The sequence below is a fragment of the Mesorhizobium shangrilense genome (assembly GCF_040537815.1).
Classification (GTDB): Bacteria; Pseudomonadota; Alphaproteobacteria; order Rhizobiales; family Rhizobiaceae; genus Mesorhizobium; species Mesorhizobium shangrilense.
This window is the reverse complement of sequence record NZ_JBEWSZ010000001.1, coordinates 1,359,068-1,372,355: the sequence shown is the minus strand read 5'-3', so window position 1 is coordinate 1,372,355 and position 13,288 is coordinate 1,359,068. Positions and strand designations below refer to the sequence as shown.

At 62.7% G+C, this 13,288-nt stretch carries 12 protein-coding genes; 7 read left to right on the top strand and 5 right to left on the bottom strand.

Annotated features, from left to right (window positions below; all coding sequences use genetic code 11):
* The first annotated feature begins 92 nt into the window (after window positions 1-92).
* From ABVQ20_RS06925 to ABVQ20_RS06905, 5 genes are read left to right on the top strand one after another with little or no spacing between them, the layout of a single operon-like run.
* The gene (locus tag ABVQ20_RS06925; protein ID WP_354458797.1) at window positions 93-1,985 is read left to right on the top strand and encodes a SurA N-terminal domain-containing protein; all 1,893 of its coding nucleotides are present in this window, start codon (window positions 93-95) and stop codon (window positions 1,983-1,985) included.
* Window positions 1,982-2,992, top strand: coding sequence for an anthranilate phosphoribosyltransferase (gene trpD / locus ABVQ20_RS06920; RefSeq protein WP_354458796.1), 1,011 nt, complete (start codon window positions 1,982-1,984; stop codon window positions 2,990-2,992). The genes ABVQ20_RS06925 and trpD overlap by 4 nt, the downstream gene beginning before the upstream one ends.
* A gap of 4 nt (window positions 2,993-2,996) precedes the next feature.
* A complete protein-coding gene (gene trpC / locus ABVQ20_RS06915; protein WP_354458795.1) occupies window positions 2,997-3,809 on the top strand; it encodes an indole-3-glycerol phosphate synthase TrpC in 813 nt (270 codons plus the stop codon).
* Between the two features lie 2 nt (window positions 3,810-3,811).
* Window positions 3,812-4,309: a cyclic pyranopterin monophosphate synthase MoaC gene (gene moaC, locus ABVQ20_RS06910; RefSeq protein WP_354458794.1), complete on the top strand. Its 498-nt coding sequence runs from the start codon at window positions 3,812-3,814 to the stop codon at window positions 4,307-4,309.
* Entirely contained in the window at window positions 4,310-5,515 is a 1,206-nt protein-coding gene (locus ABVQ20_RS06905; RefSeq protein WP_354458793.1) for a molybdopterin molybdotransferase MoeA, read from the top strand. It abuts the gene before it with no gap.
* Window positions 5,516-5,563: 48 nt separating this feature from the next.
* On the opposite strand, the gene ABVQ20_RS06900 is transcribed toward ABVQ20_RS06905, so the two are convergent.
* Window positions 5,564-6,394 (bottom strand): hormone-sensitive lipase, encoded by an 831-nt coding sequence (locus ABVQ20_RS06900; RefSeq protein ID WP_354458792.1) that lies wholly within the window; start codon window positions 6,392-6,394, stop codon window positions 5,564-5,566.
* Between the two features lie 322 nt (window positions 6,395-6,716).
* Here ABVQ20_RS06900 and ABVQ20_RS06895 point away from each other — a divergent pair, with 322 nt between their 5' ends.
* Complete coding sequence (locus ABVQ20_RS06895; RefSeq protein WP_354458791.1) at window positions 6,717-8,342, top strand: AMP-binding protein; 1,626 nt, start codon at window positions 6,717-6,719, stop codon at window positions 8,340-8,342.
* Window positions 8,339-9,175, top strand: coding sequence for a tryptophan 2,3-dioxygenase (kynA, locus tag ABVQ20_RS06890; protein WP_354458790.1), 837 nt, complete (start codon window positions 8,339-8,341; stop codon window positions 9,173-9,175). The genes ABVQ20_RS06895 and kynA overlap by 4 nt, the downstream gene beginning before the upstream one ends.
* An 84-nt stretch (window positions 9,176-9,259) precedes the next feature.
* Here the strand turns inward: kynA and kynU are convergent, their stop codons facing one another.
* The 4 genes from kynU to ABVQ20_RS06870 form a co-directional block, all read right to left on the bottom strand.
* A complete protein-coding gene (gene kynU, locus ABVQ20_RS06885; protein WP_354458789.1) occupies window positions 9,260-10,507 on the bottom strand; it encodes a kynureninase in 1,248 nt (415 codons plus the stop codon).
* 17 nt (window positions 10,508-10,524) lie between these two features.
* Window positions 10,525-11,448 carry an ABC transporter permease gene (locus tag ABVQ20_RS06880; RefSeq protein WP_354458788.1) on the bottom strand — a complete coding sequence of 308 codons (924 nt, stop codon included), beginning with the start codon at window positions 11,446-11,448 and terminating at the stop codon, window positions 10,525-10,527.
* Between the two features lie 5 nt (window positions 11,449-11,453).
* Window positions 11,454-12,233, bottom strand: coding sequence for an ABC transporter ATP-binding protein (locus tag ABVQ20_RS06875; protein ID WP_354458787.1), 780 nt, complete (start codon window positions 12,231-12,233; stop codon window positions 11,454-11,456).
* 65 nt (window positions 12,234-12,298) lie between these two features.
* The gene (locus ABVQ20_RS06870; RefSeq protein WP_354458786.1) at window positions 12,299-13,285 is read right to left on the bottom strand and encodes an ABC transporter substrate-binding protein; all 987 of its coding nucleotides are present in this window, start codon (window positions 13,283-13,285) and stop codon (window positions 12,299-12,301) included.
* Window positions 13,286-13,288 lie beyond the last annotated feature (3 nt).

The window sequence follows — 13,288 nt, the reverse complement described above, 5'->3', positions numbered from 1 at the left end:
GCCACAAAGCAATCGACAGTGGGCCGGAAGGGCGCTATTGCGCTTGTTTCAGACTCGGCGCATGCGAAAATGCGCATAAATCGGAAGTAACCATGCTTGGTATCTTGAGAAACGCGGCGGGGACCTGGGTCGCGAAGACACTGCTTTCGCTGCTTGTGGTGAGTTTCCTCGCCTGGGGCATTTCCGGGCGGCTGATGGGCGGATTCGCCGGGCACGACTCGGTGATTACGGCTGGCGGCACCAAAGTGTCGATCAACGAATATCGTCTGGCCTATGATCGCCAACTCAGCGTGATGTCGCAGCAATTCGGCCAGCGCATCACCCACGAGCAGGCGAAAGCACTTGGCATCGACAATCAGGTGCTGGCGCAGCTGGTGTCTGGCGCCGTTCTCGACGAACAGGCGCGCAAGCTCGGCCTCGGCCTTTCCAAGGACCGGCTGGCTGAGCTGACGCGCGAAGATCCCGCCTTTAAGGGACCTGGCGGCACATTTGACCGCAGAACATTCGAATACCTGCTGCGCGAGGTCGGCATGCGGCCGGAAGACTACCTGAAGAACCGAGCCCAGGTGGCGGTGCGCCAGCAGATCGTCGAAGCGGTTTCCGACGGGCTCAAGGCCCCGGACACGTTCTTCAAGGCAGTCGCTCTCTATCGCGGCGAAGACCGCACCATCGACTATCTGACCTTGCCGAAAGCCTTGGTGGAGCCGGTGGAGGCACCGTCCGACAGCGTCCTTTCGGCCTATTTCGACGCAAATAAGAAGGCCTACGCGGCACCCGAATACCGCAAATTCTCTTATGTCCGGCTCGAGCCGGTCGACATCATGGATGTGACTTCCGTGACCGACGCTCAAGTCAGCGACGACTACAACAAGAACAAGGGCCGCTACACAACGCCCGAACAGCGCACCATCGAGCAACTGGTGTTCAAGACTCCCGAGGCCGCCAAGGCAGCACTCGATTCGCTCAAGACTGGCGCCACCTTCGACAAGATCATCATCGCTGAAGGCAAAACGCAGGCCGATACGCTGCTTGGCACACTCACCAAGGACAAGATCGCCGACAAGGCTGTTGCCGATGCGGCCTTCGCGCTCAACGTCAATGAAGTCAGCCCCGTGGTACAGGGCACCTTTGGTGCAGTTTTGCTGCGCGTCACCGAGATCAAGCCTGAAGTGACCAAGTCCCTGGCCGAGGTCTCCGATCAGATCCGCAAGGACCTGGCGATGGGCGAGGCGAGCCGCATCCTGCTGGACGTACATGACAATTACGAGGACGCCCGCGCGGCTGGCAGTTCGCTTGCGGATTCGGCGGCCAAGTTGAAACTGAAGGTCGTCACCATCGATGCGATCGATCGCATGGGCTTGAGACCGGATGGAACGATCGTCAAGGACCTGCCGGAATCGCCCGACCTGATCAAGGCGGTGTTCGCCGCCGAACCGCACACGGAGAATGATGCGCTGACGACAGGCGACAACGGCTTCGTTTTCTACGAGGCCGATTCAATCACGCCCGCTCGTGACCGCACGCTCGATGAAGTGCGCCAGAAAGTGGTCGCGGACTGGACGGCGGCGGAAACGACAAAACGTCTCGCGGCCAAGGCGGACGAACTCGAAAAGCGCCTCAAGGCCGGCACCACGCTCGACGCGATTGCCGGCGAGCTCAAGCTCGAGAAACAGACCAAGCGTGGCGTCAAGCGTGACGCCGACGACGTCGATTTCGGCAAGGCAGGGGCAGCGGCGATGTTCGGCGTTGGCGAAGGCGGCACCGGACTGATCCCCTCGCCCACCGGCGATGGCCAGATCCTGTTCAAGGTGGCGGAGGTGTTCGAGCCCGCCGGGGCCGATGCCAGCTCCGTGCCGGAAGATGCCCAGAAATCCTTCAACGCCGGCATGTCGGATGACCTGCTCGATGAGTTGGTGGCACAGTTGCAGACGCAATACGACGTTCGCATCGATCAGGCCGCCGTTGCGCAAGCCTCGACAAGATGAGCGCGCTGAAGACACATATCGCCAAGGTCGCCACCGGGACCGCCCTTTCCTTCGAGGAAGCGCGCGAGGCCTTCGATATCATCATGTCGGGCGATGCCACGCCTGGCCAGATCGGTGGCTTCCTGATGGCGCTGCGTGTGCGCGGCGAAACGGTGAGCGAGATTTCCGGCGCCGTCGCGACCATGCGTGCCAAGATGCTGCGCGTAGAGGCACCTGAGGGCGCCATCGATATCGTCGGCACCGGCGGCGACAATTCGCATAGCGTCAACATTTCCACGGCATCTGCTTTCGTCATCGCCGCCAGCGGCGTACCAGTGGCCAAGCACGGCAACCGCGGCCTGTCCTCGCTGACCGGTTCCGCCGACGTCCTGATCGCGCTTGGCGTCAAGATAGACCTTCCTCCCGAGGCGATCAGCCGCTGCATCCACGAGGCCGGCGTCGGCTTCATGTTCGCGCCGGCGCACCATCCGGCGATGAAGCATGTCGGCCCAACCCGGGTCGAACTCGGCACGCGCACGATCTTCAATCTGCTTGGACCGCTCTCCAATCCGGCCAGCGTCAGCAGGCAGATGGTTGGCGTGTTCCTGCCCGAATGGATCATGCCTGTGGCCGAGACGCTGAAAGCACTGGGCGCCGGTCATGTCTGGGTCGTTCATGGCGACGGCTATGACGAGATCACCACCACCGGCGAAACGCATGTGGCCGAGCTGGTTGGCGGCGAGATCCGCAGTTTCACATTGACCCCGGAAGCCGTTGGGCTGAAGCGGCATACCAAGGATGAACTGCGCGGTGGCGACGCCGCCTATAACGCGAAGGCGTTGCGTGACATGCTGGGCGGTGCTGCGGGTGCCTATCGCGACACCGTGCTGATGAATGCCGGCGCCGGACTTGTGGTCGCGGGCAAGGCAACCACGCTTGCTGATGGCATTGCCGCGGCAGCGCAGGCCATCGACAGTGGCCGGTCGCTTGCCGTGCTCGACAGGCTGATCGAGATTTCGAACGGTTAGAAGAATGTCCGACATCCTGCGCAAGATCGAGACCTACAAGCGCGACGAGATCGCGGCGGCAAAGGCATTGATACCGCTTGCCGAAATCAAGGCGCGGGCAAAGGACGCCTCTGCGCCGCGTGGCTTTCTCGCGGCACTCGAGGCGAAGCGCAGATCGGGCAACTTCGCCCTGATCGCCGAGATCAAGAAGGCTAGTCCTTCCAAAGGGCTGATCCGTGCCGATTTCGATCCACCGGCGCTCGCGCAGGCCTATGAGGCAGGTGGCGCCGCCTGCCTTTCGGTGCTGACCGACGCACCCTCCTTCCAGGGAGCGCCGGAATTTTTGACCAGTGCAAGAGCAGCCGTCGCCCTGCCCGCACTACGCAAGGATTTCCTGTTCGATCCCTACCAGGTGTATGAGGCACGGGCCTGGGGCGCGGATGCCATCCTGATCATCATGGCCAGCGTCGATGATGCCTTGGCGAACGAACTTGAAGCGACGGCATTCGAACTCGGCATGGACGCACTAATCGAGGTGCACGACGAGGCCGAGACGGAACGCGCGCTGAAACTGTCATCGCAGTTGATCGGCATCAACAACCGCAATCTCAGGACGTTCGAAACCAGCCTTGAGACATCAGAGCGGCTGGCGTCGATGGTGCCGGGCGGCCGCCTGCTGGTCAGCGAGAGCGGTATCTTCACCCATGACGATTGCCTCAGGATGCAGAAGACCGGCATCGGCACCTTCCTCGTCGGCGAGAGCTTGATGCGGCAGCAGGATGTTAGCGCGGCAACCCGACTGCTTCTGACTGGCAAGGCGCCGGCCGAGGCGATCTGACGATGAAGGCCGCCCTCACCCACCTTGGCGCACAGGGCGAGGCCAACATGGTCGATGTCGGCGACAAGGCCGAGACGACGCGCACGGCGATCGCCGAAGGCTTTGTCTCGATGCTGCCTGAAACGCTCGAAATGATTCTCGCCGGCAATGCCAAGAAGGGTGATGTCCTAGGTACGGCGCGCATCGCCGGCATCATGGCCGCCAAGAAAGCGCATGAGCTTATTCCGCTCTGCCATCCCCTGCTTCTGACCAAGGTTTCGGTCGACATAGAACCGGACGCGAAGCTGCCCGGCCTGAAGGTCACGGCACTGGCCCGTGTGACCGGCAAGACCGGTGTCGAGATGGAGGCGCTGACGGCGGCCTCGGTTGCGTGCCTGACGATCTATGACATGGCCAAGGCGGTTGATCGCGCCATGGTCATTTCCGGCATAAGGCTAATCGAAAAGACCGGCGGCAAGTCCGGCGACTACAAGGCCGGCGAATCCGGGGGTGACGCATAGATGGCACTGGTTCCGGTTGCCGAAGCACTCGAACGCCTGCTGGATGGCGCGGGCTCATCCGGCCGTGAATCCGTCGCCCTGATGGACGCGGCCGACCGCGTGCTGGCCGAACCGGTCGTCGCGCTGCGCACCCAGCCGCCTTTCAATGCCTCAGCCATGGACGGCTATGCCGCGCGCGCCGCCGATGTGGCATCCATGCCGGCGCGCCTTTCGGTGATCGGCATGGCACCGGCCGGACGTGGTTTTGATGGCGTTGTCGGCAAGGCGCAGGCCGTGCGCATTTTCACCGGAGCGCCGCTGCCCGAAGGCGCCGATACCATCGTCATCCAGGAAAACGTCCGCGACCTTGGCGGCGGCGGCATCGAAGTGACCGAACCGACTGCCGAGGGGCGCAACATCCGCCGCATTGGGCTCGACTTCTCGAAGGGCGATATCCTGCTCGAAAAAGGCCGCCTGCTCGATCCGGCGGCGTTGTCGCTGGCGGCGTCCGCCAACCATCCGTATGTGAATGTGGTCAAGCGGCCGCTGGCGGCGATCATCGCCACCGGCGACGAATTGTTGCCACCGGGCAGCGAGCTTGGCCCCGACCAGATCATCTCATCCAACGCGTATGGTGTTGCCGCGGCCGCCCAGTCGGTCGGCGCCCGCGTCCTCGACCTTGGTATCGCCGCCGACCGCAAGGAGGCCATCGCCGCCTTGGTGAAAAAGGCCGTAGAGGCAGGTGCGGATGTCATCGTCACGCTTGGCGGCGCCTCGGTCGGCGACCACGACCTCATCCATGACGTGCTGACCGGCGAAGGCATGACACTCGACTTCTGGAAGCTCGCCATGCGCCCCGGAAAGCCACTGATGTTCGGGCGAATGGGCAACATCCGCTGCGTCGGCCTGCCCGGCAATCCGGTGGCGAGCCTCGTCTGCTCGCAATTGTTCCTGAAACCTCTTTTGGCGCGGCTTGGCGGCCGCGACCATCGGCAGGATGTGCGTGAAGCACGGCTGGGCGCCGCCATGTCGGCCAACGATCTCAGGCAGGACTATGTGCGGGCTGTCGTCAAGGAAGATGCCGACGGGCTGGTGGCGACGCCTTTCGGCATCCAGGATTCATCGATGCTGAGAATGCTGGCTGACGCCAACGGTCTGATCGTTCGTGCACCGTTTGCTCCCGCAGCCGCCGCAGGCGCGCCTTGCAGCGTGTTGATGCTGCGCTGAGCAAAGCGCGACAAACCTCTGATAAGAAATTGGAAAAGAAGGTCGCGCCTATTCGGCGACCAAGGTTCGCGTGAGCGCATGCTTCGGATCGGCAAGGCCGTCGACAATGCTGAAATGATGACGATCCGGCTCTACGACCGTGGCTATCGTGGCTCCAAGGCCCGTCCAGATATTGGCAAGCAACGCGCTCTGGCGCAGGAATTCGGCGCGCTCGCCGCCGCCGACCCAGCAGGTGATGCGCGCATTGTCCATGGGACGCAGCAACGCCGGGCTTTCAGACAGTGCCTCAGCCTCGTCGAGTTTCAATGCGGTGTTCATGTCGGTTCGCATCAGCGGGCGCAGATCATGCACGCCTGAGATCGACACGACATGGCGAATGCGCCGGCTAACAACCGACGCCAGGGGCGTGGTCGCGCTCACCATGCGGCTGACAAGATGGCCGCCCGCCGAGTGTCCGGTCAGCATCAAAGGCCCTTCGACAAGTTCCGCCGCCGTGCCAATCGCCGCGCCGACTTCCCGCACGATGCCGGCAATGCGTATCTCCGGGCAGAGTGTGTAGGAGGGCATCGCAACCGCATAGCCATGACCAACTGCGCCGGCGGCAAGATGCGACCAGAAACTCTTGTCGAAGGCTTTCCAGTAGCCGCCATGGACGAACACCACGAGCCCTTTGGGATGGGTTGCTGGAAGGAAAAGATCGAGCCGATTACGCGTCCTATCCCCATAGGCGACGTCGAGCCGCGCCCTGCCCTCCGCTGAAAGCGCATCCCGAAACGCTTGCGCTGGATCTACCCACGCGGCTGGCCAGCGGTCGCTTGCGGCGATGTTCGCGCCATTGGCATAGGCATTGTCCCAATCGGTGATTCGATGTTCGTGCACCGGCACCCTCCCCCAAAAAGCGCATCGTTCAGTCGCGTAGCAATGAGCATCGAATCCGATGGCGTCAATGCTTCGGGACAAAAACCTTTAGGCTTGAAACAAATTTCGGCAAGTGCGATGCTGTGTCATGTTCAGTCGAGAACGGGAGATCTCACTGTGCCATCCGATAGACCCACATACCGTCGCTCAGCCACGGCTGTGCCAATGGCGTCGCGCTCGGATCCGGGGCCGGCAGGACCGACCTTCCACCTAAAACAGTAGACGCAGAATGGAGCCGGGCAACCTCGTGCCGCGGCCATAACGACAGGGGAAAGTCGCGAAAATGCTCGGGCCATCAGCGCATGTGGACACCTTTACGCGTGACAACCTTCCGCCGCCGGAGCAGTGGCCGGATTTCCTGCTTGACGGCTTCGACTATCCCGAGCGCCTCAACGCCGGTGTCGAATTGACGGACAGGCTGGTTGAAAAAGGCCTGGGCGACCATACGGCGCTGATCGGCAACGGCCGCCGCCGCACCTACAAGGAATTGTCCGACTGGACGAACCGGCTGGCCCATGCGCTGGTCGAGAACTATGGCATCAAGCCGGGCAACCGGGTGCTGATCCGCTCGGCCAACAATCCCGCCATGGTCGCCTGCTGGCTGGCTGCCACCAAGGTCGGCGCCGTGGTTGTCAACACCATGCCGATGCTGCGCGCCGGCGAGCTTGCCAAGATCGTCGACAAGGCGGAAATCACGGTTGCTCTCTGCGACACCAGGCTGATGGATGAGATGACCGCATGCGCCAAGGACAGTGCATTCCTCAAACAGGTCATCGGCTTCGACGGCACCGCCAACCATGATGCAGAACTCGATCGCGCAGCTCTCGACAAGCCGGTGATCTTCACCGCCGTCAACACCGGCCGCGACGACGTCGCCCTGCTCGGCTTCACCTCGGGCACGACCGGCGTGCCGAAGGCGACGATGCATTTCCACCGCGACCTCCTGATCATCGCCGACGCCTATGCGCGCGAAATTCTCCAGGTGACGCCAGACGACATCTTTGTCGGCTCGCCACCGCTCGCCTTCACCTTCGGCCTTGGCGGCCTGGCCATCTTCCCATTGCGCTTCGGCGCGGCGGCAACGTTGCTGGAACAGGCGACGCCGCCCAACATGATCCACATCATCGAGACCTATAAGGCGACGGTCTCCTTCACCGCACCCACCGCCTACCGCGCGATGTTGAAGGCCATGGACGAAGGCGCTGACCTCTCATCGCTGCGCGTCGCCGTTTCGGCCGGCGAGACGCTGCCAGCGCCAGTCTTCGAAGAGTGGACGCAAAAGACCGGCAAGCCGATCCTCGACGGCATCGGCGCCACCGAAATGCTGCACATCTTCATCTCCAACCGCTTCGACGACATGAAACCTGCGTCGACCGGCAAGCCGGTAGGCGGCTACGAGGCGCGCATCGTCGACGATGAGATGAACGAACTGCCGCGCGGCATGACAGGCAGGCTCGCGGTGCGCGGGCCGACCGGTTGCCGCTACATGGCCGATACCAGGCAGAAGGAATATGTCCGCGACGGCTGGAACCTCACCGGCGACACCTTCACGCAGGACGAGGACGGTTTCTTCCACTTCGCCGCGCGATCCGACGATATGATCGTCAGCGCCGGCTACAACATTGCCGGGCCCGAGGTCGAGGCGGCGCTGCTGTCGCACGCGGATGTTGCTGAATGCGCGGTGATCGGCGCCGAGGATGTCGAGCGCGGCCAGATCGTCGAGGCGTATGTCGTGCTCGTGCAAGGCGTGGCGCCCGATGCATTGACCATCAAGCGCCTGCAGGACCACGTCAAGGCGACGATCGCCCCTTACAAATATCCGCGATCAGTCAAATTCATTGCCGCCCTGCCCAAGACCCAGACCGGCAAGATACAGCGCTTCCGGTTGCGCACGGAGAAAATCCATTGAGCGAGCCATACGATCCTTCGTCCGAAGGCGCTGAGATGTCGTTCAAGGAGCGCATGTCCTACAGCGACTATCTGCACCTGGAGAAGATCCTCGACGCCCAGGCGCCGCTGTCGTCAGCGCACGACGAGATGCTGTTCATCATCCAGCATCAGACGTCGGAATTGTGGATGAAGCTCGCTTTGCATGAGATCGGCGCCGCGATCCGCTCCATCCGCGCCGACCGGCTCGAGCCGAGCTTCAAGATGCTGTCGCGCGTCGCCCGCATCTTCGAGCAGCTGAACAATGCCTGGGACGTGCTGAGGACGATGACGCCCAGCGAATACACCGAGTTCCGCGATTCTCTCGGCCAGTCCTCGGGCTTCCAGTCCTGGCAGTACCGCGCCATCGAGTTCATGGCCGGCAATCGCAACCTCGCCATGCTCGGCCCGCACAAGCACAGGCCGGACCTGACCGAAAAGCTGGAGGCGATTCTTGCGGCGCCTTCGCTCTACGACGAAGCGATCCTGCTGCTTGGCCGCAACGGGTTTGACATCGGCGCCGATGCCAGGCGCACGGACTGGCGTGAAACCCGCACCGAGAACGAAGAAGTCCTGGTCGCCTGGCAGTCCGTCTATCGCGATCCGCAGCGCTACTGGATGTTCTACGAACTGGCCGAGAAGCTGGTCGATTTCGAGGATTATTTCAGGCGCTGGCGCTTCAACCACGTCACGACGGTCGAGCGCATCATCGGCATGAAACGCGGCACCGGTGGCACGTCTGGTGCGTCCTATCTGAAGAAGATGCTGGAGGTCGAACTGTTTCCCGAACTCTGGAAGGTTCGCACAAGGTTATGACGCCCAAGGCCCATTCGACGTAATGGGCCGGCCCGCCAAACAGCCTCGCCATCTCAAGCGAGGCTGAAACGACCTCTCCTCGCCTCAGGTCACGGCTTCCTTGGTGGCGAAACGTGGATCCTTCCAGGCGCCGGTGCGCAGGATGTCTTCCAGCACCTCAACCGCCTGCCACACATCCCTGTAGCTGACATACAGTGGCGTGAAGCCGAAGCGGATGGTCGACGGCGCGCGGAAATCGCCGATCACGCCGCGGTCGATCAGTGCCCGCATGACCTGATAGCCGTGGTCGTGAAGGAACGACACCTGGCTGCCGCGTCGGCTTCCATCGCGGGTGCTCTCCAGCGTGAGGCCGAAAGCGCCGCATTTCGCTTCGACGAGTTGGATGAACAGGTCGGTCAGCGCGATGCTCTTCTTGCGCAAGGCCGCCATGTCGACATCATCCCAGATGTCGAGCGCGCCTTTCAGTGCCCGCATCGACAGGATCGGCTGCGTGCCACACAGGAACCGGCGAATGCCGGTGCCGGCCACATAACCCCGCTCGAAGGCAAAAGGCCGTGCATGTCCCCACCAGCCGCTGAGCGGCTGGCGGACCTCCGCAAGATGCCGCTTGGCCGCATAGATGAAGGCTGGCGCGCCCGGGCCGCCATTGAGGTATTTGTAGGTGCAGCCGACGGCGAAATCGGCATTGGCCCGGTCGAGTTCGACCGGCAGCGCCCCGGCGGTGTGGCACAGATCCCAGACGATCAGCGCCCCGACCTCATGCGCCCGGCGCGTCAGCGCCACCATGTCGCGCAATTCGCCTGACTTGTAGTTGACGTGGTTGACCAGGATGACCGCGACACGCTCGTCGATCAGCTCCTCGATGCTTGGTGCGTCGACGCCTTCGAGGCGCAGCACCGCGCCCGGCCGGGTCGAGGCAACGCCCTCGGCCATGTAGAGATCGGTGGGAAAACTGTCGCCCTCGGCAACGATGACCGACCGGTCCGGCCGCATCGCCAACGCAGCATGCAACACCTTGTAGATGTTGATCGACGTCGTGTCACAGACCACCGTCTGGCCGGCGGCGGCACCAATCAGGCGGCCGAGCTGATCGCCTAGGGTTGTCGGGGTGTCGAACCAGCCGGCCGTGTTCCACGCTCGGATGAGGTCCTGAGCCCATTCCTGGGTGGAAGCCTTCTGAAGCTCATCGAAAACAGCGTGTGACGCCGCACCCAGCGAGTTGCCGTCGAGATAGATTACCCCCTTCGGCAGGATGAAGCGGTCACGCATCGAACGCAGGGGATCGGCCGCATCCATCGCCTCGATCGCAGCGAGATCGGGAATTGCACTCATGATCAGTCAGTCCTTGGTTATTCGCGAATGGTTTCCCGCGCGAGCGCAGGCCCTCGGCTGCGCTTCAGGCTTGGCAGTGCCAGCATGGCAAGCACGAACAGGCCGGTGGCGAGCTTGAGATCCGGTGGCGGCATTCCCGCGGCAAGGCAGAACGACACCAGCTGGTAGTAGACGATCGCTCCGACAAAGGGCGCCAGCAACTGGCGCCGCACGGTCTGCTTGCCGATAATGGCCTCGCCGATCATCAGGGCGGCAAGACCGTTGATGAGAATGCCGAGACCCATATTGACGTCGGCAAAGCCTTGCGACTGCACCATCAGCGCGCCGCTGGTCGCCGAGAACGCGCTCGCCAAGCCGACACCGCCAATCGTGGCCGCCCAGACATTGATGCCCTGCGCTTCGGCCATGTCGGGATTGGCGCCCACTGCGCGGACCGCCGTGCCTTTCTCGGTCTTGAAGAACATGTTGAGCAGCAGGAAGACAGCAAACGCGATCAGGCCTGCAACAACGATCTTGCTGGCCGGAAAACCTGGCCGGGCGAACGGCACCCAGTCGAATACGGTGGGTGAACCAAAGACGGAGAGGTTGGACTTGCCCATGATACGCAGGTTGATGCTGTAGAGCATCGTCATCATCAGGATGCCCGCAAGCAGCGTGTGGATGCGGAAGCGCAGATGGATGAAGGCCGTGCAACAGCCCGCCACAAAGCCCGCCGCAAGGGCGACGGCGATGGCTATCAACGGTGATGTGCCGGCGGCAAGAAGCACACCGCAGACGCAGCCACCCAGTGGGAACGCTCCCTCGCTGGTGAGGTCTGGAAAGTTCAGCATCCGAAATGGGATCATGATCCCAAGCACGACGAAGGCCAGCAAGAGGCTTTGCGCCAAGGTGACGGGAATGATCGAGACGAAGCTCGTCAGAATTTCCTGAACAAAATCCATGATGATCAGCTCGCCAACAACATGCGGTCGGTCTTGACGGAGAAATGGCCGATGAGGTCGATGACCGTAACCCCGGCTTTCGCCTCACCGGCGACTTCCAGGCGGACCCGGCCCGCGTCGAGCATGATCACGCGGCTGCCATAGTCCACGGCGTGCTGCATGTTGTGGGTCACCATCAGGGTGGTAAGCTTTAGTGCATTTACGGCACGCACCGTAGCCTGCATGACGATCTCCGCGGTGCGCGGGTCGAGTGCCGCCGTATGTTCATCAAGCAACAGCAGGTCCGGCGATCCGCCGACGGCCATGATCAGCGACAGTGACTGTCGCTGCCCACCCGAGAGCAGGTCGACGCGGGTATCCAGCCGATTTTCAAGGCCAAGGCCCAGTATCGAGAGGCGCTCCTTGTAGGATGCGAGCCGGGTGGGGTTAAGCCCTTGCCGCAGGGTGCGCTTGTGGCTGCGCAGGTCGGCCAGCAGCATGTTCTCCGCCACCGTCATGCTGGCAGCGGTGCCGCGCATCGGATCCTGGAAAACACGGGCCAATTTCGTGGCGCGCTTGTGCACCGGCATGTCGGTAACATCAGCGCCATTGATCAGTATTCTGCCGGAATCGAGGACAAGGGCACCAGAAATGGCGTTGAGCATGCTGCTCTTGCCGGCCCCGTTCGAACCGATGACGACACCGAAATCGCCGGTGGCGAGGGACAGGTCGAGGCCATCGAGCGCGACCTTCTCGTCGGCCTGGCCCTTGTAGAAAACCTTGCGTGCGGATCGGATCTCGAGCATCAGGCCCTCCCGAAAACGGTGGCGGCCCCTTCAAGGTGCCGCCACCTGCTTGATGAAGCTCGATGTCAGTCGACGATGCAGCCGCAATCCGCCAGCGAAGCCGGGATTTCGATGCCGAACGCGGCCATCGCCTTCTTCGAGATCAGCGCTGCGTGGTCCTTGTAGGCCGGGCGCGAAGGCGGGATCGCCTTCGGGTCCTTGCCCTTCAGGACTTCCGCCGCGATGTTGCCCGCGTTGACGCCAACCTGCTCGTAGTTGACCGCGAAGCTCGCCGGCACGACACCGCTACGCACCGCATTGTCGTCCGCATTGACCACGGGGATGCCGGCCTGACGCGCTGCTGCCGAGACAGCCGCGATCGCCGGCTGGATGAGGTTCGATGTGGGTCCGTAGATCACGTCGGCCTTGCCTGCCAGCGAAGCGATGCGCTGCTGGATGTCGTTGACGTTGTCGATACCGACCTCGACGACTTCGAACCCTGCCGCGGGCGCCGCTTCCTTGATCTTTTCAAGCAGCGCGACGTCGTTCGCCTCGCCCGGATTGTAAGGCACGCCAAAGCGTTTGGCGTTCGGCAGCAGCTTCTTGGTGAAAGCCATCACCGCTGCGACATCCTGGAGATCGGTGGCGCCAGTCATGCCTTCGTCACCAGAGTCCCATGACGGAACGAGCTTGGCCGCGACCGGATCGGTCACTGCCGCGAAGACGATCGGGATGCCCGAGCCGGCAAGCGCCTTCTTGGCGATCTGCGAGACCGGCGTGGTGATGGTGTACATCAGCTTGGGCTGCTCCGCCTGCAGCTTGGCGATCATCTGCGGAACCAGCGACGCATCGAAATTGGTGTGGCTTTCGGAGTAGACGACATCCTTGCCCTCGACGAAGCCGTTCGCGGTGAGCGCCTTCTTGAAACCGGCGATGGCGGCGTTCAGCTGCGGATGCTCGCCGAAATTGGCGATGCCGATGCGGATCTGATCGGCGGCGGCACTCCCGGCGCTGACCATCAGCGCGCCAGCCAGGGCCAATCCCGACAGCCAAGCGGACTTCGACTTCATCATCAT

What these genes read in the sequence shown, in the direction of transcription:
- ABVQ20_RS06925 (WP_354458797.1), top strand. Translation starts at nt 93, where the DNA reads ATGCTTGGTATCTTGAGAAACGCGGCGGGGACCTGGGTCGCGAAGACA.
- ABVQ20_RS06895 (WP_354458791.1), top strand. Translation starts at nt 6,717, where the DNA reads ATGCTCGGGCCATCAGCGCATGTGGACACCTTTACGCGTGACAACCTT.
- moaC (WP_354458794.1), top strand. Translation starts at nt 3,812, where the DNA reads ATGAAGGCCGCCCTCACCCACCTTGGCGCACAGGGCGAGGCCAACATG.
- ABVQ20_RS06880 (WP_354458788.1), bottom strand. Translation starts at nt 11,448, where the DNA reads ATGGATTTTGTTCAGGAAATTCTGACGAGCTTCGTCTCGATCATTCCC.
- kynU (WP_354458789.1), bottom strand. Translation starts at nt 10,507, where the DNA reads ATGAGTGCAATTCCCGATCTCGCTGCGATCGAGGCGATGGATGCGGCC.
- trpD (WP_354458796.1), top strand. Translation starts at nt 1,982, where the DNA reads ATGAGCGCGCTGAAGACACATATCGCCAAGGTCGCCACCGGGACCGCC.
- ABVQ20_RS06875 (WP_354458787.1), bottom strand. Translation starts at nt 12,233, where the DNA reads ATGCTCGAGATCCGATCCGCACGCAAGGTTTTCTACAAGGGCCAGGCC.
- ABVQ20_RS06905 (WP_354458793.1), top strand. Translation starts at nt 4,310, where the DNA reads ATGGCACTGGTTCCGGTTGCCGAAGCACTCGAACGCCTGCTGGATGGC.
- ABVQ20_RS06870 (WP_354458786.1), bottom strand. Translation starts at nt 13,285, where the DNA reads ATGATGAAGTCGAAGTCCGCTTGGCTGTCGGGATTGGCCCTGGCTGGC.
- trpC (WP_354458795.1), top strand. Translation starts at nt 2,997, where the DNA reads ATGTCCGACATCCTGCGCAAGATCGAGACCTACAAGCGCGACGAGATC.